20 protein-coding genes and 2 tRNA genes are annotated in these 21698 nt (G+C 69.0%); 7 read left to right on the top strand and 15 right to left on the bottom strand.

Features of this window, described 5'->3' with window-relative positions; genetic code table 11:
• Positions 1 to 549: 549 nt before the first annotated feature.
• Positions 550 to 960, top strand: a complete 411-nt coding sequence (locus AC5L38_RS19915) for a hypothetical protein (RefSeq protein WP_495244290.1) — start codon at positions 550 to 552, stop codon at positions 958 to 960.
• A gap of 53 nt (positions 961 to 1013) precedes the next feature.
• The gene (locus AC5L38_RS19910; RefSeq protein WP_495244289.1) at positions 1014 to 1247 is read left to right on the top strand and encodes a hypothetical protein; all 234 of its coding nucleotides are present in this window, start codon (positions 1014 to 1016) and stop codon (positions 1245 to 1247) included.
• A 104-nt stretch (positions 1248 to 1351) separates the two neighbouring features.
• Here the strand turns inward: AC5L38_RS19910 and AC5L38_RS19905 are convergent, their stop codons facing one another.
• From AC5L38_RS19905 to AC5L38_RS19875, 7 genes are all read right to left on the bottom strand, one after another.
• Positions 1352 to 1723, bottom strand: a complete 372-nt coding sequence (locus AC5L38_RS19905) for a PH domain-containing protein (RefSeq protein ID WP_495244288.1) — start codon at positions 1721 to 1723, stop codon at positions 1352 to 1354.
• Positions 1724 to 1921: 198 nt separating this feature from the next.
• Positions 1922 to 1998, bottom strand: a tRNA-Met gene (locus AC5L38_RS19900).
• Between the two features lie 599 nt (positions 1999 to 2597).
• Positions 2598 to 2671: transfer RNA gene (locus tag AC5L38_RS19895), tRNA-Met, on the bottom strand.
• Between the two features lie 74 nt (positions 2672 to 2745).
• The gene (locus AC5L38_RS19890; protein ID WP_495244287.1) at positions 2746 to 5694 is read right to left on the bottom strand and encodes a UPF0182 family membrane protein; all 2949 of its coding nucleotides are present in this window, start codon (positions 5692 to 5694) and stop codon (positions 2746 to 2748) included.
• 309 nt (positions 5695 to 6003) lie between these two features.
• Positions 6004 to 7050, bottom strand: coding sequence for a YlbL family protein (locus AC5L38_RS19885; protein ID WP_495244286.1), 1047 nt, complete (start codon positions 7048 to 7050; stop codon positions 6004 to 6006).
• An 83-nt stretch (positions 7051 to 7133) separates the two neighbouring features.
• The gene (locus AC5L38_RS19880; RefSeq protein ID WP_389927402.1) at positions 7134 to 7559 is read right to left on the bottom strand and encodes a molybdenum cofactor biosynthesis protein MoaE; all 426 of its coding nucleotides are present in this window, start codon (positions 7557 to 7559) and stop codon (positions 7134 to 7136) included.
• Positions 7560 to 7766: 207 nt separating this feature from the next.
• Positions 7767 to 8840, bottom strand: coding sequence for an NAD-dependent epimerase/dehydratase family protein (locus tag AC5L38_RS19875; RefSeq protein WP_495244296.1), 1074 nt, complete (start codon positions 8838 to 8840; stop codon positions 7767 to 7769).
• Positions 8841 to 8919: 79 nt separating this feature from the next.
• On the opposite strand from AC5L38_RS19875, the gene AC5L38_RS19870 reads away from it, so the two are divergent.
• The 3 genes from AC5L38_RS19870 to AC5L38_RS19860 all read left to right on the top strand — a co-directional run bounded on the left by AC5L38_RS19870 (position 8920) and on the right by AC5L38_RS19860 (position 11988).
• A complete protein-coding gene (locus tag AC5L38_RS19870) occupies positions 8920 to 10281 on the top strand; it encodes a zinc-dependent metalloprotease (protein WP_495244285.1) in 1362 nt (453 codons plus the stop codon).
• Positions 10278 to 10823, top strand: a complete 546-nt coding sequence (locus AC5L38_RS19865; RefSeq protein WP_495244284.1) for an NUDIX hydrolase — start codon at positions 10278 to 10280, stop codon at positions 10821 to 10823. Before AC5L38_RS19870 ends, AC5L38_RS19865 begins: the two co-directional genes overlap by 4 nt.
• Before the next feature lie 163 nt (positions 10824 to 10986).
• Complete coding sequence (locus AC5L38_RS19860; protein WP_495244283.1) at positions 10987 to 11988, top strand: endonuclease/exonuclease/phosphatase family protein; 1002 nt, start codon at positions 10987 to 10989, stop codon at positions 11986 to 11988.
• A gap of 117 nt (positions 11989 to 12105) precedes the next feature.
• On the opposite strand, the gene AC5L38_RS19855 is transcribed toward AC5L38_RS19860, so the two are convergent.
• The 3 genes from AC5L38_RS19855 to AC5L38_RS19845 all read right to left on the bottom strand — a co-directional run bounded on the left by AC5L38_RS19855 (position 12106) and on the right by AC5L38_RS19845 (position 14144).
• Positions 12106 to 12705, bottom strand: a complete 600-nt coding sequence (locus tag AC5L38_RS19855; protein WP_495244282.1) for a glycosyltransferase family protein — start codon at positions 12703 to 12705, stop codon at positions 12106 to 12108.
• The gene (locus tag AC5L38_RS19850) at positions 12702 to 13217 is read right to left on the bottom strand and encodes a M48 metallopeptidase family protein (RefSeq protein WP_329085638.1); all 516 of its coding nucleotides are present in this window, start codon (positions 13215 to 13217) and stop codon (positions 12702 to 12704) included. The genes AC5L38_RS19855 and AC5L38_RS19850 overlap by 4 nt, the downstream gene beginning before the upstream one ends.
• Before the next feature lie 141 nt (positions 13218 to 13358).
• Complete coding sequence (locus AC5L38_RS19845) at positions 13359 to 14144, bottom strand: enoyl-CoA hydratase/isomerase family protein (protein WP_495244281.1); 786 nt, start codon at positions 14142 to 14144, stop codon at positions 13359 to 13361.
• A 505-nt stretch (positions 14145 to 14649) separates the two neighbouring features.
• Here AC5L38_RS19845 and AC5L38_RS19840 point away from each other — a divergent pair.
• A complete protein-coding gene (locus AC5L38_RS19840) occupies positions 14650 to 15750 on the top strand; it encodes a ThiF family adenylyltransferase (protein WP_495244280.1) in 1101 nt (366 codons plus the stop codon).
• Positions 15751 to 15813: 63 nt separating this feature from the next.
• Positions 15814 to 17151, top strand: a complete 1338-nt coding sequence (locus AC5L38_RS19835) for an ABC1 kinase family protein (protein WP_389927379.1) — start codon at positions 15814 to 15816, stop codon at positions 17149 to 17151.
• Positions 17152 to 17549: 398 nt separating this feature from the next.
• Here the strand turns inward: AC5L38_RS19835 and AC5L38_RS19830 are convergent, their stop codons facing one another.
• The 5 genes from AC5L38_RS19830 to AC5L38_RS19810 all read right to left on the bottom strand — a co-directional run bounded on the left by AC5L38_RS19830 (position 17550) and on the right by AC5L38_RS19810 (position 21563).
• A complete protein-coding gene (locus tag AC5L38_RS19830) occupies positions 17550 to 17744 on the bottom strand; it encodes a hypothetical protein (protein ID WP_389927376.1) in 195 nt (64 codons plus the stop codon).
• 70 nt (positions 17745 to 17814) lie between these two features.
• Positions 17815 to 18084 (bottom strand): WhiB family transcriptional regulator, encoded by a 270-nt coding sequence (locus tag AC5L38_RS19825; protein WP_329085648.1) that lies wholly within the window; start codon positions 18082 to 18084, stop codon positions 17815 to 17817.
• Between the two features lie 128 nt (positions 18085 to 18212).
• On the bottom strand, positions 18213 to 18497 hold the full coding sequence (locus AC5L38_RS19820) for a hypothetical protein (protein WP_495244279.1): 285 nt from the start codon (positions 18495 to 18497) through the stop codon (positions 18213 to 18215).
• Between the two features lie 130 nt (positions 18498 to 18627).
• Entirely contained in the window at positions 18628 to 19494 is an 867-nt protein-coding gene (tesB, locus tag AC5L38_RS19815; RefSeq protein WP_495244278.1) for an acyl-CoA thioesterase II, read from the bottom strand.
• Entirely contained in the window at positions 19491 to 21563 is a 2073-nt protein-coding gene (locus tag AC5L38_RS19810) for an ATP-dependent DNA helicase UvrD2 (protein WP_495244277.1), read from the bottom strand. The genes tesB and AC5L38_RS19810 overlap by 4 nt, the downstream gene beginning before the upstream one ends.
• Between the last annotated feature and the right edge of the window lie 135 nt (positions 21564 to 21698).

Below are 21698 nucleotides of genomic sequence, written 5' to 3'. Positions count from 1 at the left end.
GATTGTGCTTCATGCACTGGCTTTTAACACACTGTTGAGTTCTCAAGAAACGGACGCGTACACCATCACCCAAACCCGACCAGATGAGTCGGACCCGAACTCCGGGGCGTTCCATTTCGTGTCACTATCTTATCAGGAGTGCCGGTTTCGTGTCAAACTGTCGGATTTCCGACTCTCGACGCGATCCCGCCGAACCCGTTAGGATTGCGACCACCCCGTTTCCAGGGCAACCCCTCTAACTTACTCCGACATCCGGTCGTTGTCCAATCGTGCGGACACGCCCGACTTGCCGGGATCAGAGAGGGTTTTGCTGGGCAGTTCGTCCGCCTCAGGAGGTTTAAACCTGCGACTTCGTTGCCCTGCGGAAAGAACACTACCAGGACTCTCACGTCACAGAGACAACTTGCCAACCATCCCGGAGACTCGCGCGTCCCAAACAGTCATAGGAAGTCGAAGCGCGCAACCAGACGTCAAGCCATTCGCAATCGACTCTGGATACGAAGTAGGCGCGAGGGTCAGGATCCTGACTCCGCCGTGGAGGTGAGCACCATGACCCGCTCGGAGTTCGACGACATCCGCGCGCACATCGACGCGGAGGCCGACCATCCAGGTGACCTACTGAGGGTTGCCAGGTCTCTGCTTAACGACCTTGAAGACGCACGAATGAGGGAGGCGACCCTCCGCGCCTACTATCTGCGTCTCCTCACCGCGGCTAGGGCGACGGTCGCCGCGGAGGCGGCCGGCTATCCGGAGCCGTTGACCTTCCTCACCGACGAGCTCGCCAAGCGCGGCCAGCTCCCGACATCCGAGGACGAGGTGAACCGGATCCTCGCCGACGCCCACACCGCGGCGGCGTTGCTGGCCTGTCTCGAGAAGACCCCCCTCGGAACGACCCCGATGAACACCGGCGGATCTCGCGCGCGGAGGTGTGCCGGCACAAGCCGTAGCCTCCCACGATGAGGCGTTCCGCGTCATTGACCTGGTCTTGAACCAAGATCTGTAAGACTCCAGGCATGTTGCAGCGAGGGCTGAATTGGGCTGCGGCGACCCTCGTGGGCGTCTTCGGCTTTGTCTGGACCGGTGTAGTGATGTTCGCGGCCGTCGAGACCGCGGCGTGGACGTGGATCGGGCAGGTCTCCTTCGGGGCCTTCCTCACCTGCTGGGCTCTCTACAAGGCGAGCCTGCTGGTACGCCGCACCAGGCCCAGCTTCGTCCCGAGACATCGCCGCGTGCGGGTCAGGGCCTGACGAACGCCATCGCGGGCCGGGGCCCGGCAGCCGCCCACCGGCGCCGGGCCCCGGCCCGCGATGGCACCTCGAAAGCACGACCGCGGCGCCCGAGACCGTACAGGCTATGAACCCGTCCGGAACGAGCGGAGCTCGTCGGCCACCTGCCCGCACGGCACTCCCAGGTCGAACCGGCTGAGGAGGTGGATGTTCTCCCCAGTGTCGATCTCCAGGAGTTCCGTACGCGAGGTGAAGCGGGTCCGCGTGTCCACCCGGATGCGCTCGACAGACTTCCACGGCACCCGTTCCGATCCGGCGAAACCCCTCACCACGACGAGGCCCTCGCCGTCGGCGGTCAGCCGGACGGGAACGAGGACGTCGCGCACCGCCAGCACCGCCAGGACGGCGGACGCGGCACCCGCCAGGATCGCGCCTCGGGGGTCGCCGAGAGTCAACACCGTGAGCACCGCGAAGGCGAGCGCAGCGACGATCTTCATGATGAGGAGGTCGCGGCGCACACGCCAGCGCAGGACGGGTTCGGATGTTTCGGCCACATCTGCCCTCTCGGAGTGACTTCTGGACGCAACGGCTCTCGGCCATCCGGCATGTACGGCGGCGTGATGCCACGGCACGCGGGTTCCCGATTGCCGGAAATGCGAAAGGCCCTGATCTTTGGAAGATCAGGGCCTTTCGATTGGTAGCGGGGACAGGATTTGAACCTGCGACCTCTGGGTTATGAGCCCAGCGAGCTACCGAACTGCTCCACCCCGCGTCGGTGTGTGTTTGAACAATATCCGGAATCCCCCTCCGGCTGCAAATCAGCGCGGGAACACGGGGTGGCGCCCTCGCGCCACCCCTGTGTGAACTCGGGCATCCGGGCGATCATCCAGATCGGCATGATCAAGGTGCGGACGATGAACCCCCAGGCCACAAGCACGTGGATGACGGTGATGCCGGCCCTCGGGTCGTCGCCCGCGCGAAGCCGCCGAGCAGGGGGAAGGGGCCGGCCGAAGCCGTGGCCGGGGCGCCGGAGTGACACCACGTTCACCAACCGGACGGGCAGGGCACCCGTGCCGTGCGGGCTCTGAGCGTCCTTGACACCGCCGGGGGCACCTGGGCGACCGGGTCCCCCTTGGGGATGGACGACGAGCGGCCGTGGGGCCGGGACGCCCCCCGGGTACGGCCACCCGTGGGTGGATCCGCGTACCCACCGGCGTAGGCGCGTTTTCGTGAGACGCGCGTCCGGTCTTCGAGGGAGGTGAGTTTTCGGAAGAGGCGCCTTCGGGGGAAAGACCGGTCTTCGCAGAGGGAGTAGAGAAGGGCAAAGCAAAGGACCCGGTCACCGTTTCCGGTGACCGGGTCCTTCTTTTGTAGCGGGGACAGGATTTGAACCTGCGACCTCTGGGTTATGAGCCCAGCGAGCTACCGAGCTGCTCCACCCCGCGTCGGTGTATGTCTTAACCATACCCGGCTTTGGTGGGGGACGCGAATCGAATAGCGCTGGGCCCTCAGATGTCTCCTAGGGACTCGGTGTGGGTGTCGGGGTGGCCGACGGGACCGGTGTGGCGGACGGTGTCGCCGACGGCGCCGGAGTTCCCGACGTCGCGGGCGACGGGGTGGGGGTGGCACCCGTCGTCGCCTCGGTGCCCTTCAGCTTCGCCAGCGCCGCCTGGAGCTCCTTCTGGGCGTTGCCGTAGTCGACCCAGTTCGGCGGGTTCTCCTGGAGGGCCTTCTGCGCCTTGTCGTACGCGGCCTGCGCCTCGTCGATGACCTTGGCCAGCGCGGTGGCGGGCTTGGCCTCCTCCGGCTTGGCCTCGCCCGGCTTGGCCTCCTCCTGCGGCGCGGCCTGGGTGCCGTCACCGAAGACCTGCTCCAGCGCGCCCTTGAGCGTGTCGGCCGAACCGACCTTGCTGCCGTAGGCGACCAGGACGCGGCGGAGGATCGGGTACGGCTCCTGGCCGGAGGCGGCCGCGATCTCCACGTAGACCGGTTCGACGTAGACCAGGCCGTCGGCGAACGGCAGGGTCAGCAGGTTGCCGTAGCGGACCTTCGCCTGGCCGAGGCCGAGCAGGTTGAGCTCGCCGGAGAACTTGTTCTGGAAGTTGTTCTGTACCTGGCCCGGCCCGGGGATCGTGGTGTTGGACGGCATGCGCAGGATGCGCAGCTTCCCGTAGTCGGCTCCCGGGGTGGCGTCCACGGCCATGAACGCGGCCAGGTTGGGCCCCTGGCGCGGCACGAACGTGGTGGTCAGCGAGAACGACGGCGCCGCGGTCTTCGGCATCTTGACCGACAGGTAGTACGGCGGCTGCTTGACGTTCTGCTCGCCCGAGGACGGGTCGTTCGGGACGTTCCAGAAGTCCTGGCCGCTGTAGAAGGCGTTCGGGTCGGCGATGTGGTACTGGGAGAGCACGTCACGCTGGACCTTGAACAACGCCTCCGGGTAGCGGAGGTGCTGCCTGAGCTCGGTCGACATCTCCGTCTGCGGCTTGATGACGCCGGGGAAGGCCTTGCGCCAGGTCTGCAGGATGGGGTCCTTCTCGTCCCAGGCGTACAGGCTGACGGTGCCGTCGTAGGCGTCCACCACCGCCTTCACCGAGTTGCGCATGTAGTTGATCTGGTCGCGCGGCTGCGGGACCACCAGGCGCGGGTCGGTGACGGTGTCCTTCGTCATCGCCTCCAGGCTCTTGCTCTGGGAGTACGGGTAGGCGTTGGACGTGGTGTACGCGTCGGCGAGCCAGACCACCCTGCCGCCGACGATGGCCGGGTAGGGGTTGTCGTCGAGGCTCAGGAACGGCGCCACCTTGGCGATCCGCTCCTGCGGGTTGCGCTCGTAGAGGATCTTGGAGTTCGCGTTGACGTCACCCGACAGCAGCAGGTTGATCTCGCCGTACTTGGCCGCGTAGAGCATCCGGTTGAGGAAGGACCCGACCGGGACCCCGCCCTTGCCGTCGTAGGTGGTGTTCTTCTGGCCGGTGCCGCCGCTCTCGGGGTAGTCGAGCTCCTGCTTCTGCTGGCCGGTGCCGCCGACGACGACGTACTCGGTCGAGCCGGGAGCCTCGCCGAAGTAGATGCGCGACTCCTTGAGCTTCGTCCGGTCCACCAGGGCACCGGTGACCGGCATGTCCTTGGCGTCGAAGTTGGGCAGGCCCTCGGAGTCGACCTCGTTGCCGGGCGCGGCCACGAAACCGTTGCCGTGGGTGTAGACGAGGTGCCGGTTGATCCAGTTGTTCTGCTCCGCCGGCGGCCCCGTGAGCTCTCGCACGGCCACGACGGTGTCGCGCATCGTGCCGTTGGCGTCGGGGTAGCGGTCGACGTCGAGCGGCTCGTGGAAGTCGTAGTAACCGCGGATCCGCTGCTTCTGCTGGTAGGTCTTGGCGACCAGGCTCGGGTCGAGCAGGCGCACGCCTGAGATGGAGCTGTCGGCGGTGACGCTGACCTTGGCCGGGTCGCCCTGAGCCGTGTAGTCGATCACCTCGGCGTCGTTCACGCCGTAGGCTTTTCGGGTCGCGTCGATGTTGCGCTTGATGTACTCCTGCTCCTTGCCCTGCTGGTTCGGCTTGACCTGGAACTGCTCGACCAGGGCCGGGTAGACCCCGCCGATCAGGATGGCCGAGAGCACCAGGAGCCCGAAGCCGACGCCGGGCAGCATCCCGCCGGACCGCACGACCCCGGCGAAGAACAGGACCGCGCAGATCAGGGCGATCACCGCAAGGATGCTCTTGGCGGGGAGCACCGCGTTGACGTCGGTGTAGGAGGCGCCGTGCCGGAATCCCCGGTCGGAGAAGACCAGCCCGTACCGGTCGACCCAGTAGGCGATGGCCTTCAGCAGCACGAACACGCCGAGCAGCACCGACAGGTGCGCCCGGGCGCCGCGCGAGGCGTGCACGCCGGGTGACTGGAGGCGGAACCCGCCGTACAGGTAGTGCACGATCGCCGCCAGCACGGCGGAGAGCACCACCGCGACGAACAGGAAGTTCAGCACCATCCGGATGAACGGATAGGTGAACATGAAGAAGGAGACGTCGATCTTGAACTGCGGGTCGACCTCACCGAACGGCGTCGCGTTGATGAACTCCAGCCACGTCTTCCACTGGCCGGAGAAGGACGACCCCGAGAACAGGCCGAGCACCGCCACGCCGACCAGGAAGATCAGCTTGCGGTGCGGGTCGAGGGCCATCCGGTATCGGTCGGCGCCGCTGGCGCCGCCGAACATCCCCGGGCCGAACATCGGCCGCATCCGGTACGCCAGCAGCATGTTGCCGCCGACGATGCCGACCATCAGCAGTGCGCCGACGGCGAACAGGAGGATCTGCGTGACGATCACGCCGGAGAAGACGGCCGTGTAGTCGACCGAGTCGTACCAGAGGTAATCGGTGAAAATACTGGCGAAGAGAAAGAACAACGCGACTATCGCGACCAGCGCGATCGCGACGGGAACTAGCAGTCGTGGCCGGCGGGGCAAGCGCATTGCCCTGCCGGCTCCGGGGGTCCGGAAGCTCAAGGCCAACCCCTTGTCGTAAGAGCACGGTCCGTGTCTGGCAACCTACACCGGCGGAGGTTGGGGCGCGGTCGGCCTTTCGGGCACGGTCCGGCCACAACACCCGCTGGTCTCGGGTCCACAGGTCCAACGTACGAGAGGCCTGATGAGTGCCCCGCGACGAGGTCTGGGACCGGAAAAACTGATCTTTTCGTGGATCGGGCGTGGTGTCCCGCTTTCCGGGCCGCTTTCCCGCCCGGTTTCGGGATCGGTCTGCCGGAAAAGCTCGCGTTCCGGGGGTCAGCCCGCCGGGCAGCTCGGCACGGAACCCGAGCCGGTGCGGAGCGCGTCGACCGCCTGGACGGCCTCGTGCAGGGTCGAGACCTTGACCAGCCTGAGGCCCGCCGGGATCGCCTTGACCGCCTCGGCGCAGTTCCTCTCGGGGGTCAGGAAGATCGTCGCCCCCGCCTTCCTGGCGCCGACCATCTTTTGCTGGATGCCGCCGATCGGGCCGACCTGGCCCTCCGCGGTGATCGTCCCGGTCCCGGCGATGGATTTGCCGCCGGTCAGCGCGCCGGGGGTGAGCTTGTCGACGATGCCCAGGGAGAACATCATCCCCGCGCTCGGCCCGCCGACGTCACCGACGTTGATCTTTACCTGGAAGGGGAACTTGTAGCCGACTCGCATGGTGATCCCCACGATGGGGGTGCCGTCCTTGCCGGCGATGGTCGGGACGGCGACGGTCACGCTCTGGGCGCCCCGGTTGACGATGAAACTGACCTGCTCGCCCGGCTTGTGACGGCGGACGGAGGTGGAGACGGTCTCGCGGTCGGACACGGGCGTGCCGTCCACCGAGACGATCTCGTCGCCGATCTTGAACTTCCCGTCGGCCGGGAGGCCCTTCTCGGTGGAGGCCACCGTCACGACCGAGCTGTAGGGGATCTTCAACTCCGTCAGCGCCGCCGCGGTCGCGTCGTCCTGGGAGTTGGTCATCTCCTGGGTGTTCTGCTGCTCGACCTCCTTCGCGGTGGTCGCCGGAGGGAAGATCGTCTCCTCGGGCACGACCGCGATGGTGGGATCGATCCATCCCCTGAGGGCGCTGAAAAGGTCGATCCTGGTGCCGGGCCCACCCTGGTAGGCGACGGTGACGAGGCTGAGCTTGCCTTCCGTCGGATACGTCTGGCGCCCCTCGACGCTGATCACCGGCTTGCCGTCGACGTCACCGATCGTGTTCTCGGTCGGCCCGGGGCTCAGCACGACGTACGGCACCGGCAGCACGGCGCCGACCAGCGCGAGCATGAGCGTGAGAAAGCCCGCCACCATGAGGGTCAGCGCTCGTCGGGACATGGACAAAGCCTATGCCGTACGACAGGTCATGAAACCGCACCCGGACGCCGCCGCGCCGACGGCCGCGCGCCCGCCGGTCGAACTCACTCGCAAGCCCCGACCCACTCGGAGGAGCCGTCGGTGAAGAGCTGGTTCTTCCAGATGGGGACCTGGCTCTTGAGGTCGTCGATCAGCCTGCGGGAGGCCTCGAACGCCTCGCCCCGGTGTGGCGCGGCGACCGCCACGACGACCGCGATGTCACCGAGTTCCAGGTCGCCGACCCGGTGGACGGCGGCCAGGGCGGTCAGGGGAAAGTCCGCGGCGATCTTCTGGGCCACCCGGCGGAGCTCGTCCAGAGCGCTCGGGTGCGCCGAGTAGGACAGGCTGGTGACCGGCTTTCCGTGGTCCTGTTCGCGCACCGTGCCGACGAAGACGGTCGTGCCGCCCGCGGCGTGGTCGCCGACGGCGGCGAGCACCTCGTCGACGGAGAGCGCGCTGTCGCGAATATCGAGCAACCGGATGACATCCACGCCGCAAAGCGTACCGCCCGGGAAAAACGGCCTTCGGCCGCGCACCTTCCCGGGGCGGGCGTCCGAGCTCGGGGCAGGGATCCGAGCTTGGAGCGGGCGTCCGAGTCGCCCCACCGCTCGGAGCCGCCCTGCCCCGTCAGCCGTGCGAGTCCGTGCGAGTTCGCGGAACGGCTCCCGGATCAGCGGGCCGTTCGCCTCGCGCGGGCGTCAGGGGCGGCGCTTCTTGCGGGCGGCGCGGACGATCGCCGCGGTGCCGAGGACGGCGACGGTGGCACCGGCCGCGGTGAGCGTGGCCTCCTTGCCGGAAAGGCGGCGGCCCACGACGGCGTGCTTGCCCTCGCGCAACTCCAGGAGCTGTGCGAAGGCGGCCTCGTTGCTCCACTGGGGCTTCCATCCGGCCTCGCGCAGCGCGGCGCAGTCGACCACCCAGGGGTAGACGACGTAGTGCAGGTCGGTGGCCGGGGCCGGGGTGACACCGAGGCGGTGCAGGCGCTGGGCGGTCCCGAAGGTCAGCCCGGCGGGCAGCTCCAGCCGGCGCAGCCCGGAGATCTCCTCGACCTGCTCCTGCTCCAGCCAGCCCTCGCCGCCGACGGCCACCACGCCCGAGACCGTGCCGAGCGCCGCCATCTCAAGGGCCGAGACGAGGTCGTCCACGTGGCAGAACTGCCAGCGAGGGCTGCATCCCTTGACGGTCAGCAGCCGGGGCGCCTCGAAGTGCCGGGTCACCACGCTGTCGACGCCGGGGCCGACCACGGCGGCGGGCCGGACCACGGTCACGCCGAGACCGGGGTGGCTGCGCAGGGAGCGCCGGGCCAGCGCCTCGATCTCCAGGTGGTCGCCGACCATGCCCGTGTCGGGCTCGGCGGCCACCGCGGAGTCCTCGGGGAGCGGGACGGGATTCTCGGGCACGGCGCCGTACACCATGGCGCTGGTGAGCAGGACGACCCGCCGCACCCGTGCGGCGGCGCTGGCGGTGAGCACCGTCTGGGCGGCTCGCAGATTGTAGGCGCGCCGCTCCGCTGGGTTGACATCGAGCGTGTAGTCGGCCGCCAGATGCACGAGTACGTCAATATCCGATATGCGGTTCGCCAAGAGCGGATCTCGGACATCGAGGACCCGCCAGGTGACGTCGGGAACGTCACCACGCTGCTCGTCGATGGCCACGACCCTGCGGAAATCCGCAGACGAGGCGACCTTCGCGAGGAAGGCACGGCCTATGCCCGAGGCGGCGCCGGTGACGGCGACGACGGGGGGCCGGGAGCGTTTCGAGGTAGGCACCAGGTCCTCACTTTGCACTGACCCGCCATGCGACGGATAACGTGGCGGATGTGGACTCCTCCATCCTGCACGAGGTAGAGCGGTGACTGACTTGCCAGGTCGGGAAAACGACCCCAACGAGAATCCGTTCGCCATGTTCGGCAACCCGGAGCAGATCGCAGCGGCAATGCGCCAGTTCGCCGACATGCTCTCCGCTCCGCCGACCTCAGGTCCCGTCAACTGGGACATGGCGAAGAACATCGCACGGCACGTCGTGGTCGCCGAGGGCGATCCGAGTGTCATGGAGGGCGAGCGGCGCCAGATCGTCGACGCCCTGAATCTGGCCGATCTATGGCTCAACGAGGCCACCTCCCTGCCGAGCGGGGTGAGCAATCCCCAGGCGTGGAGCCGTTCCGAGTGGATCGAGAAGACCGTCCCGGTCTGGCAGAAACTCTGCGACCCGATCGCCGCCCGCATGGTCGAGACCATGAGCGGCACGCTCGGCGCCACCGGCCTGCCCCCTGAGGCACAGGCCATGGCCGGGCCGCTGATGGGGATGATGAAGCAGATGGGCGGCATGATGGTCGGCCAGCAGATCGGCCAGGCCGTCGGTTCGCTCGCCCTGGAGGTGATCGGCTCCACCGACATCGGCCTGCCCCTGTCGGACAACGCCGCCCTGCTGCCCGGCGGCGTCGCGGCGTTCAGCCAGGGTCTGGAGACCCCCGCCGAGGAGATCCGCCTCTACCTCGCCCTGCGCGAGGCGGCCCACCACCGGCTGTTCCAGCACGTGCCGTGGCTGCGCGCGCACCTGCTCGGAGCCGTGGAGGAGTACGCCAGGGGCATCACGGTGGACGCGTCCGCGCTCGAGGAGCAGCTCCGCGGGCTCGACATCAACAACCCCGAGCAACTCCAGCAGGCGCTGAGCGGCGGCAACCTGCTCAAGCCCGAGGAGACCGAGCGGCAGAAGGCCGCCCTGTCCCGGCTGGAGACCATGCTCGCCCTGGTCGAGGGCTGGGTCGGCACCGTCGTGGACGGCGCCGCGGACGGCAAGCTCCCCTCGGCGACCGCACTGTCGGAGACCGTACGCCGCCGCAGGGCGACCGGCGGCCCCGCCGAGCAGACCTTCGCCACGCTCGTCGGCCTGGAGCTCAGGCCCCGTCGCCTGCGTGAGGCCGCCACCCTGTGGCAGGCCCTGGAGGCCGACCGGGGTGTCGACGGCCGCGACGCGGTCTGGGACCACCCCGACCTGATGCCCACCGCCGACGATCTCGACAATCCCGACAGGTTCGTACGGGGTGAGCCCGAGCTTGACCTGTCGTCCCTGGAGGGGACGCTCCAGGAGCCTTCGGGCGCTTCGGCTGCCGCCGACACTCCGGACGCTTCGAGCGCTCCGGACGCTCCGGACGCTCCGGGTGAGGACGAGAAGCGCCGTAAGGACGACGGCGGCGCGGACGGCGGCGCGTGAGCCTGCGCGCCGACGCGAAGGACGTGCTCACAGGGTGGGCCGCGCCCACGGCGGAGGAGGAGATCCTCCGCAAGGAGTTCCTGGAGCACGTCCACGCCAATGACGACGCGATGTGGCGCGAGTGCGTCACCGGCCACCTGACGGCCACGACCGCGGTGCTCTCCCACGACGGGGAGCGGGTGCTGCTGACGCTGCACCCCAAGGCCGGGATGTGGCTTCCCATGGGAGGGCACTGCGAGCGCGGCGACGCCTCGCTGGAGGCGGTCGCGCTGCGGGAGGCCACCGAGGAGTCCGGCATCCCGGGCCTGCGGCTGCTGCCGGGCCCACTGGCGCTCGACCGTCACAAGGTCTGGTGCCACCCGCCGTACACCAGCCATCTCGACGTCGAGTACGGCGCGGTCGCCCCCGCCGACGTCGAGGCCGTGATCAGCGCCGAGTCGCTCGACCTGCGCTGGTTCCCGGTGGAGGAGATCCCCGAGCTCTCCGACGAGGCGACCCGCCGCCTGGCCCGCCGCGCCCGCGAGGTTCTGCGCTCCGGGTGACCGGGTTCCCGGCCTCGTACGACGGTCCGGCGACCGGTTCCGGCCCGCGCGGGGCACGGGCCGAGGGCGTTGGACCGTTTTACGCTTGTCTCACCTTTCCCCGGATATCTTCGTTCTCATCAGGCTGTACGGAGCGGATCGGGGCACTGTGAGTGTGGACATCGTGGCTGACAGGGGCGCCGGGGGCGCCGGGGGCACGGTCGTGCCGCCGGCGCGACGGCGGCGCTGGAGGATTCCCAGAACCCTCGCCTGGGCCGCGGTGACACCGTTCGCCGCCTGGGCGGTGGCCCGGGTGGCCGGGCTCGAACGCGACTCGCTGACCACCCAGCTCATGACCGGCACCCCGTACGTGGCCGCGGCCTCGCTCGTGCCGGTGCTGCTGTCCGCGCTGACCCGCAACCGGGCGGCGACGGCCGTGGCGCTGATCACCACCGCGGCGCTCGGTCTGAGCGTGCTTCCCAGGGCCTTCCGCTCCGGGGATCCCGTGACGGGAACGCCCCTGCGGGTGCTGACGCTCAACACGCTGTTCGGGCACGCCGAGCCCGACGCCGTGATGGACCTGGTCCGGCGGCTGAACCCGGATGTGCTCAGCACCCAGGAGCTGACACCGGGCATGGTCGAGAAGCTGGAGGCGGCCGGGCTGGAGAAGATCATGCCGTACCAGGTGCTGGAGCCGGAGTGGAGCGCCGGGGGCAGCGGCCTGTACGCGCGGTATCCGCTGACCGCCAGGAAGAACCTGTTCGAGGCGATCGGGCACAACATGCCCGCCGCGCTGATGACCGTGCCCGGCGCCAAGCCCGTCGAGATCGTCGACGTGCATCCCTTCCCGCCGCTGGGCAGGCAGGTGTACGACTGGACGGCGGCGCTGGACGCCCTGCCCTCCGCCGCGCCCGACACGATCCGCATCCTCGCGGGCGACTTCAACGCCAGCCTCGACCACGCGGCCATGCGCCGTTTCCTGAGCCGCGGCTATCTGGACGCGGCCGACAGCGCCGGGGAGGGCCTCACCCCCACGTGGCCGGTCAACAAGCGCATTCCCCCGCTGATCACGATCGACCATGTCGTGGCGGACCGGCGGGTGGGAGTGAACACGGTCAGCGTGCACACCGTTCCGGGGACCGACCACCGGGCCGTCTTCGCCGACCTGCGGCTGCCCCCGCCCTGAGGGGCCTGGCAGCCGGTCCCTCGCACTGCCTGACCTTCGGGGCTGTCCGGATGCTCGGGGCCGGGGCCGGGGCTGGGGCGGGTGCTCGGATGCTCGGGTGCTCGGCCGTTCGAGGACTCAGGGCGAGAGCAGTGCCCGCGTGTTGTCCCAGCCTTCCAGGCCCGGGTCGAGGAGGCCGATGTCGCCGGGAGCGCGCAGGCGGTGCCAGCCGGGGCCTCTCGCGACCATGCGGCTGCCGGGCGCCGAGGCACGAAGCGCCTTGATCGGGTCGAGGTCGTCGAAACCCGTCGCGGCCCAGTCCGGATAGGGCAGGTGGGCGGCCAGCGCCACCGTGCCGCCACCACCGTCGGGGCAGACGGCGATCCTGGCCCGGCCGAGCTCGCGGAAGAGCTTGCCGATGAGCAGCGGGGGCAGGTCGGGAGCGTCCGCGCTCAGCAGGACCGCCTGCTCGCCGTACGGCAGGGCGGCGAAGGCCGCCTTGACCAGCGCGCTGCCGGAAAGGTCGGGGATCTCGACGACCGGGGTGCCCGGCCAGACGATCTCCTCCATGCCGGGGACGCTCGTCACCACGACGGGTGAGACGAAGTCCAGGCCGGCGACGAGCTCGTAGGTGTCTTCGGCGACGGCCGTGAGGAAGTCGGTGGCGTCGATCCCCGGGGGGGCCGCGTCCGCCACGGAGGGCGTGACGAGGACGGCCACCACTCGATCCTCCGTCAACACTCCTCCGCGGAACCGTGAGCCGCCGTGGAGAATCCCTCCAGGAAGCCTCGCGCCCGCTCGGCCTTGGGGTAGCGTTCCACGAGCGCCCAGAAGCGCGAGCCGTGACTCGGCACCAGCAGGTGGACGAGCTCATGCATGATCACGTAGTCGACCACCCACGACGGCATGCCCCGCAGCCGCGTGGAGATCCTGATGGTGCCGTGATCAGGAGTGCACGAGCCCCAGCGGTGCTGCTGGTTCTCCACCCAGCGCACGCTGGACGGCTTCGCCTCCCCGCCGAGATAGCGGGCCGACAGATCGACGGCCCGATCGAGAAGATCGTCGTCGGAGGGACGTCTGCGCTGCTCCTTGGCCGCGAGGCGATCGAGCATACGGCGCACCCATTGTTCCTCATCGGTGCTACTCAGACCGGCGGGGAGGAGCACGATCGTTTTCTCGCCGTCGCGGTACGCAGAAACCGTCCGCCGGCGGCGAGAACTGCGGCGGACCTCGACTGTCTCGGGGGGCACATATGAACGGTAGCCGAGAATGACGAATTCACACCAGGGGGTAGAACACGTTCCCGCTGGTCAATCCCCGTTCGTCGATTGTTCAACACGGGTGATCAACTATGACCGCGACTTATCTAATTAACCTGGATATCAGCCGTCTCATGCGTTGCCGAATCGCGGGACCCGCCGTTCTCTCTGGGCCGCCAGCCCTTCACGCATGTCGTCGGAGATCATCGTGACCGGCTGGGCGAGGGATTCCCAGCGCAGCGCGGCGTCAAGGTCGGCGTGCCCGCCGCCGGCCAGGGCGATCTTGGTGAGCCGGGTGGCGACCGGCGCGTTGGCCGCCGTGCGCGACGCGATCCCCATCACCTCGGCCATCAGCGACTCGCGGGGAAACGCCCTGGTCACCAACCCCGCGGGCGCCGCCTCCGCGCCCGTCATCGTCCGCCCCGTGAGCAGCATCTCCCTGGCCACGCCCACCCCCGCGACCCTGGGCAGCAGGTAGGTGGCCGCCATGCCGGGGTGCAGGCCGAGCGAGGTGAAGGGAACGAGCAACTTGGCCTCCTCGGAGGCGTACACCAGGTCGCAGGCGAGAGCGAGGCACAGCCCCGCCCCGACGGCCGCGCCGTTGACCGCGGCGATGGTCGGCACCTCCAGGTCGGCGATCGCCAGCCAGGTCCGGTAGAAAGCGAGCATCCGCTCGCGCAGTGCGGGCACTCCCTCTTCGGCCCTCTCGGCGAGCCAGGACAGGTCTCCCCCGGAACAGAACGCGTTTCCCGCCCCGGTGACGACGACGCATCGGAGATCGCGATCCGCCGCGAGATCGGCGATGGCGATCCGCCATCGGGCGGTCATTCCGTCGGTCATCGCGTTGCGCCGATCGGGGAGATTCAGAGTGAGCACCGCGACGCCGTCGTCACGCCGATCGATCAAGAGCTCGTCCATGCCGGGGAGCGTAACCCACCCTCTCCCGCCCACCGCCTCCCGGCCCTGTCCGGTCGGACTCACCGCGGTCCGCGGTCTTACAGGTGCCCGTTTCCCGGCTCTCCTGGCCCGCGGCCCCTCGTCTCCTTGGTCATTTCCTGCCTTGGACGTCGAAACGGGGATTCTCCGCTCCGGTGGCGCGGATGTTCCTCGTCCCGAGGGGCTGAGGTTCCAGGCGTGTCCCCCCGAGAGGGTGAAGAGGAGGTCCCGGACTGCTCGCTGAAGGTGGGTTATCCACAGGGCGGGAGTTATCCACAGGCGGGAGAAAAGCCGTCCGGGACCCTGTGGGGCCATGCCACGCTGGCACACCCAGCCACCCCTGGCTCCTCTGCCTCCTCTGCCACCTCTGCCTCTCGGTCACCTCCGACCTGTTCGTCCCTTGCTTCCCCCTGTTCCCCCTGTTCCCCCTGCTCATCTCCTGCCCTCACCGGCTCGCCCGCGGGCCGTCCCGAAGAAAGGTTCTCCGATGCGACCACGACTGAAGCCCGCTCTGCGCCGCGTCGCCCGCGATGGGCGCACCCTGCAGTTCGGACTGCATCCCCGCCACGCGGTGGTGCTGACCGACCTCGAACCCGAGGTCCGCCGCTGGGTGGAGAGCCTCGACGGCGTAAGGGATCTCGCGGGCGTGCTGGCCGATGCCGTCCAGGTGGGGCTCGGCGAGGAGCACGGCCGGACCCTGCTCGACCTGCTGGTCAGCCGTGGTGTGGTGGACGACGCGGGTGTGGGTCCTGGCCCGCTGCGCACGCTCACGATGGCCGAGCGTGATCGGCTCCAGCCCGATCTCGACGTGCTCTCCCTCACTCCGGGCACGATCGACGGCGGGCTCGCCGCACTAGAGCGCCGGCGAGAGGCCCGGGTGCGGGTCTACGGCGCGGGCCGGGTGGGCGCGCAGGTCGTCGGCCTGCTCGCCGCCTCCGGGGTCGGCCGGATCTGCGTCGTCGACCCCGGTACGGCGCGGCGACGGGACGTCGTCCCCGGCGGCCTCGGCTGGACGGAGGTGGGAATGAGCAGGCAGGACGGCGCGGTCGCGGTGGCCAAGAGGCTCGCGCCCGGCCTCACGGCATGGACCGGGGACGGGGCGGCCCAGCTGGCCGACGGGGGCAGGCCCCCGGACCTGGCGGTGCTCGCGCCCGTGGTGCCGCTGGACGGCCTCCTGGTCAAGGAACTCGTCGACTGGGAGATCCCGCACCTGCTGGTCACCGCCTTCGAGGGTTCCGGCTCGGTCGGCCCTCTCGTGCTGCCGGGACGAAGCACGTGCCTGCACTGTTTAGATTTGACCCGGCGGGATCGCGACCCCGGGTGGCCGGTCGTCAGCGCCCGGCTGGGCGGCTTCCCCGCGGGAGAAATCGCGTGTGGCACGGTGCTGTCGACGCTGGTGGCGGCGTCGGCGGCAGGTCACGCACTCGCCGTGATCGACGGCCGTGAACCCGTTGTGACAAACAGCACATTGGAAGTATTGCCAGATTGGAGCTGGAAGAGGCGATCCTGGAGTGTTCATCCTCAATGTCGTTGCTTCCGAAACGAGTTGGGTTCGCTAACAATGGTCGCGTCGGCTACCTGCCGCTGACGGACACACAGCGAAGGGAGGGAGCGGCGTCTCGCTGTAGCAGCGGATGCGCCGCCAACCAAGGTGAGTGACCTTCCGCGCCGCGCCGTTGCGCGCTCCGCCAAGCTGGCGGCCCTGCCGATCGGGTTCGCCGGCCGCACCGCTCTCGGTCTCGGAAAACGTATCGGGGGCAAGTCCGCCGAGATCGTCGCCCAGGAAATCCAGGAACGCACCGCCGAGCAGATCTTCAAGGTTCTCGGAGAGCTCAAGGGCGGGGCGATGAAGCTCGGCCAGGCGCTGTCCATCTTCGAGGCGGCGCTGCCCGCCGAGGTCGCCGGCCCCTACCGCGCCACCCTGACCAAACTCCAGGACGCGGCTCCGCCGCTTCCGGCGGCGACCGTGCACAAGGTCCTCGTCGAGCAGCTGGGCGACGACTGGCGGGAGAACTTCCTGTCGTTCGACGACAAACCCGCCGCCGCCGCGTCGATCGGGCAGGTGCACAAGGCGGTCTGGCACGACGGCCGGACGGTCGCGGTCAAGATCCAGTACCCGGGGGCGGGAAAGGCCCTGCTCTCCGACTTCACCCAGCTTGCCCGGCTCGGCAAGCTCTTCGGGGTGCTGCTGCCCGGCCTCGACATCAAGGCCGTCCTGAGCGAGTTGCGCGAGCGGGTGGTCGAGGAGCTCGACTATCTCCACGAGGCCGAGGCCCAGCATGCCTTCGCCCTGGAGTTCAAGGACGACCCCGACTTCCTGATCCCGGACGTGATCGCCGCCAACGAGCAGGTGCTCGTCTCCGAATGGGTCGACGGCACTCCGCTGTCGCGGATCATCACCGACGGCACCCAGGAGGAGCGCGACCGGGCCGGGCTCCAGCTCGTCCGTTTCCTGTTCTCCTCGCCCGCACGGGTGGGCATGCTCCACGCCGACCCCCATCCGGGCAACTTCCGGATCGTCGAGGACGGCCGGATGTGCGTGCTCGACTTCGGCGCGGTCAACCGGATGCCCGACGGGTACCCACCGATCTTCGGAAAGCTGACCCGCATCTTCAACAACGGCGACATGGCGACCGTGGTGCAGGGCCTGCGCGACGAGGGTTTCATCCAGCCGCACATCGAGATCGACCCCGAAGCCCTGCGGGCGTTCCTGGCCCCCTACGTCGAGCCGACCGCCGTGGAGGAGTTCTCCTTCAGCAGGGAATGGCTCCAGCGGCAGGCCGCCACGGCCACCGACCTGCGTCCCGGCAACGTGGTGCGCCAGCTCAACCTGCCGGCCTCGTACGTCCTCATCCATCGCGTGCACGCGGCGGGGGTCGGCGTCCTCTGCCAGCTCGGCGCCACCGCCCGCTTCCGCGAGGAGGTCGTCCGCTGGGTCCCCGGGTTCACCGACGAGGATTCGGGAGAACCCACCCTCACCAGCGCCTGAGGGGTCTTTCCCCTCCTGCGGCTCCTTCTCCCGACCGCTTTCCGTAGCTTCCTCTCACCGCTTCCTCTCACCGCTCCTTCTCCCGACCGCTTTCCGCCGCTTCCTCTCACCGCTCCTGCTCGCCACTTTCTCGCCGCTCCTTCTCCACGCTTCCTGTCATCGCTCCTTCTCGCGGCTCTTCCTCGCCGCTTCCTCCCGCGGCTCATGCTCGTGACGCGGTTGGCCGGTCCGAGCGGCCCGGACAGACGCTTGAGGGGTGGCCCGCCGAAGCGGGCCACCCCTCATTGGTCTATCTCGTCGTCCGTCTCGTTCTTCGATCTGTCTTCCGCGCGGCTTCGCGTGTCTCTCGTGCGTCTCCTACACGTCGCCGCCGGTCCTTACCTAACAGGCAGGACAGATCAGACGAGGCGCAGGATCGCGCTCCGCAGGCGGGCCGAGGCACGCTCCGCGTCGCGCTCCGCGCGCTGGAGGCGCTTGAGCCCTGCGGCCCTGCGATGCTCCTCCGCCTCGCGGTGAAGGGTTCGTATTCGGTCACGAACCAGTTCTTCTTGCATAGACGACAGGTCGAGGCCTCTGGAGGTGAAGTAGCTCATCGGAATGGTCCTTTCGGAAACGTGCGGCTCGTGATGGTTCGGGTTCTCGGTGGTTCAGGTTCTCGGTTGTTCAGGCAGCGACCGGGTTCTTGCGGGGACGTCCGCGCGGGCGCTTCCGGGGAACGATCGCCCCCCGCAGGACGAGCTCGCCGCCCCAGACGCCCCACGGCTCCTCGCGCTCCAGCGCGCGGGCCAGGCAGGCCTCACGAATCGGGCAGCCCCCGCAGAGCGCCTTGGCGAACTCCACGTCCTCCGGAGACTCGGCGAACCACAGGTCGGGGTCGGTACGACAGGGGATTGTGGCTTCGTCGATCAGGTCCATGACCGTCTGGGCCCCCATCTGCTTCACCTCTCAGCTAGGTGTTGATCTTCGGTTACCTCTTGGGGTGGGGGTCAGGAATGACGCGGACAAACAAGAAGGCCGCGGATCCTGGGTGCGGATCCGCGGCCTGAAGGCTTTTTCCTCGGTCAGGTTATGACCGGAGGATGCCCCCAGGGTTGCGGACCGCGCAGTCCACCGTTTCCGATGTGCTTGGTCGTTGCTGCGTAGCTGTCGCCCACTCGGTTGCGAACAGCCGGGACGTCCGTCGCCGGGAAGGCGACCGGAGCGAACCAACGGCCGGTTTCGACCTGAAGATGGGCAGGATTGGCCTGCTGAACCAGAGCTGCCACGCCGCCGGCGAGAGTGATCTGGCTGTCGCAAGACAGAGCGGTGTTACGGCGCGCGGAAGTGAGCCCCATCTGGGACGTCATCGGAATGTTCCTCACAGCGGACTCACCTCCATTCGTTGATCGTCGGACAGTGATGTCCGACTTGCTTGAGCATGACCCTAAACCCCGGCCCCAGGAGGGGGCAACATATTTTCTACCTGCGACTTTGCGACTATCTCACGCGGATCATCGCCTCCTGCACTACCGACACGGCCAGTTCTCCGGACCGGGTGAACATCTCGCCCTTGGCGAGCCCTCGCGCCGCCCCCGACCACGGCGACTCCTGGGCGTAGAGCATCCACTCGTCCACGCGGAAGGGACGGTGGAACCACATCGCGTGGTCCAGCGAGGCGCCGGAGAGGTTGGACGCGCCCCATGCCAGGCCGTGGGTGAGCAGCACGGTGTCGACCAGGGTGAAATCGGAGGCGTAGGCGGCGAGCACCACGTGCAGCAGCGGATCGTCGGGCAGTTCCGCGTCGTAGCGGAACCACACGTTGGTGTTTGACCCGCGCAGCTCCGGGTCGCGGTAGGCCTCCCAGGTGAGGGGGGTCACGTAGCGGGCGTCCACCGGCCTCGGCCTGGACACCCACTCGCGCAGCGGCGACTCCGTCCCCACGGCCTGGAGCATCCGGTCCTGGAAGAGCGGCAGGCCCTCGGGGTCGACCACCTGGGGCATCGTGACCGCCTGGTGCTCGACACCGGTCTCCGTCACGTGGAAGGAGGCCGACATCGTGAATATCGCCTTGCCGTGCTGGACGGCCACCACCCGGCGGGTGGTGAAGGACCGGCCGTCGCGGACCCGCTCGACGTTGTAGACGATCGGGATGGCCGGGTCTCCGGGACGGATGAAGTACGCGTGCAGCGAGTGGACGTTGCGGTCGTCGGGCACCGTCCGTCCCGCGGCGACCAGCGCCTGGGCGGCTACCTGGCCACCGAAGACACGCTGGATGCGCTCCTCCGGACTACGCCCTCTGAAGATGTCGAGCTCGATCTGCTCCAGGTCGAGCAGGTCCAAAAGCTCCTTTAACGCCTCGTTCACGCGCCCTCCGTCTGGTTCGCGGCGATACGACACAGTTCGAGCACCGCCTCGCCGTAACGATCCAGTTTGACGCGTCCGATTCCGGTGATCGCCAGCAGGTCCTGTTCCGAGTGCGGCGCCCGTTCGGCGATGGCCTGAAGGGTGACGTCGGTGAAGATCGCCCACTGGGGGATCTTCTCGTGCTTCGCCACCGCCGTACGCCAGGACTTGAGCGCCGCGAGCAGCGACTCGTCGTAGTCGGCGGGGCAGCCGGCGCACCTGCCGAGCTTCTGTTCCGCGGCGGCGGCCAGGGTCTTGCCGCAGACCCGGCAGCTGATCGGCGCGGCGACCTGGCGGCGGTCGGCCGCCGTGGCGGAGGCGGTGGCGCGGCTCTTCTGCGCGGAGCGGCCGGTGAGCCCGTCCAGGAAGCGGGAGGGCTTGCGGGAACGCCGCCCGCCGGGCGAGCGCGCCAGTGCCCACGACACTCCCAGGTGGGCGCGGGCACGGGTGACGCCGACGTACAGGAGACGGCGTTCCTCCTCGATCTGGTCGGTCGTCTCGGCGTAGATGATGGGCAGCATGCCCTCGGTGACGCCGACGAGGAAGACCGCCTCCCACTCCAGGCCCTTGGCGGCGTGCAGCGAGGCCAGGGTGACCCCCTCGACCGGCGGCGCGTGCTGCTCCCCGGCCCTGCGCTCCAGCTCGGCGACGAAGGCGGGCAGGTCGGCGCCCGTGGCGGCGAGGTCCTCGGCGAGGTCGGCCAGGGCCTTCAGCGACTCCCACTTCTCGCGGGCCTTGCCGCCGCCGGGGGGCTCGGGGGTGAGCCCGATGCCGGACAGGATGTGGTGCACGGTCGAGGCGAGCGTGTCGCCGGGTTCGGCCGAGCGGGCGGCGCCGCGCAGCAGCACGACCGCCTGACGGACCTCGGGCCGCTCGAAGAAGCGGTCGGCGCCGCGCAGCACGTACGGCAGTCCGGCCTTGGCGAAGGCCTGCTCGTACGTCTCGGACTGGGCGTTGACCCGGAACAGCACGGCGATCTCGCGGGTCGGCACGCCGCCGCCGACGAGCTTCTTGACCGCCCGCGCCACCCCCTCGGCCTCGGCGGTCTCGTCGTCGTACTCGGTGAAGACCGGTTCGGGGCCGTCCGGGCGCTGGGCGATCAGGGCGAGCTTGTGCGGGGTCCGGGCCCTGTCGAGCACCCGGTTGGCGAGAGAGACGACCTGGGGGGTCGAGCGGTAGTCGCGAACCAGTTTGATCACGGTGGCGTTGGGGTGCTCGACCGAGAAGCCGGTCAGGTAGCGGGGGGTGGCGCCGGTGAAGGAGTAGATCGTCTGGTTGGGGTCGCCGACCACGCACAGGTCGTCGCGCCCGCCGAGCCAGGTGTCGAGCAGCAGCTTCTGCAGCGGGTTGACGTCCTGGTACTCGTCGACCACGAAGTAGCGGTACTGCTGGCGGATCTGGGAGGCGACCTCGCGGTGCTCGGTCATCACGGCCGCGGTGAGTTCCAGGATGGTCTCGAAGTCGACCAGGTGCCGCTCGCGGCGGAGGTTCTCGTAGGCCTCGTAGAGCCGGAAGACCTCCTCGGCGGGTACGGGCGAGGTGCGGCCCGCCTTCTTGGCGGCCCCCGCGTAGTCCTCGGGGGCGATCTGGGTGACCTTGGCCCACTCGATCTCGGAGGCGATGTCGCGGAGTTCGGAACGGTCCTGGTTCTTGCGCAGGGAGCGGCAGGCGTCGATGAGCAGCGGCAGCTTCGACTCGATCACCCTGGGCGGGTCGCCGCCGATGACGCGCGGCCAGAAGTAGGTGAGCTGGCGCAGCGCGGCGGCGTGGAAGGTGCGCGCCTGCACACCCGGCGTGCCGAGCTGCCGCAGCCGCTGCCTGAGCTCACCGGCCGCGCGTGTGGTGAACGTCACCGCCAGCACGCCCTGGGCGTCGACCACCCCGCTGTGGACCGCGTGCGCGATGCGGTGGGTGATGGCGCGGGTCTTGCCCGTCCCGGCTCCGGCGAGGACGCAGACCGGCCCCCGGACGGCTTCGGCCACCTCACGCTGCTCGGGATCCAGTGCCGCCAGAACGTTGTCGGGCCCCACGGAGCCTCCTTACACGCAGTCGAACACACGCGGTCGAACGGACCGGGCGGCAACATCCTCCCAGTCACAGGCCAAGCATCAGTCATTCTGGCAACTCGCCGCCGTCAACCTATGTGGTTCGTCGAGATGCACAAA

The organism is Streptosporangium nanhuense, from assembly GCF_059358815.1.
The sequence above is the reverse complement of the archived record's forward strand: the minus strand, read 5'-3'. Positions and strand labels throughout refer to the sequence as shown.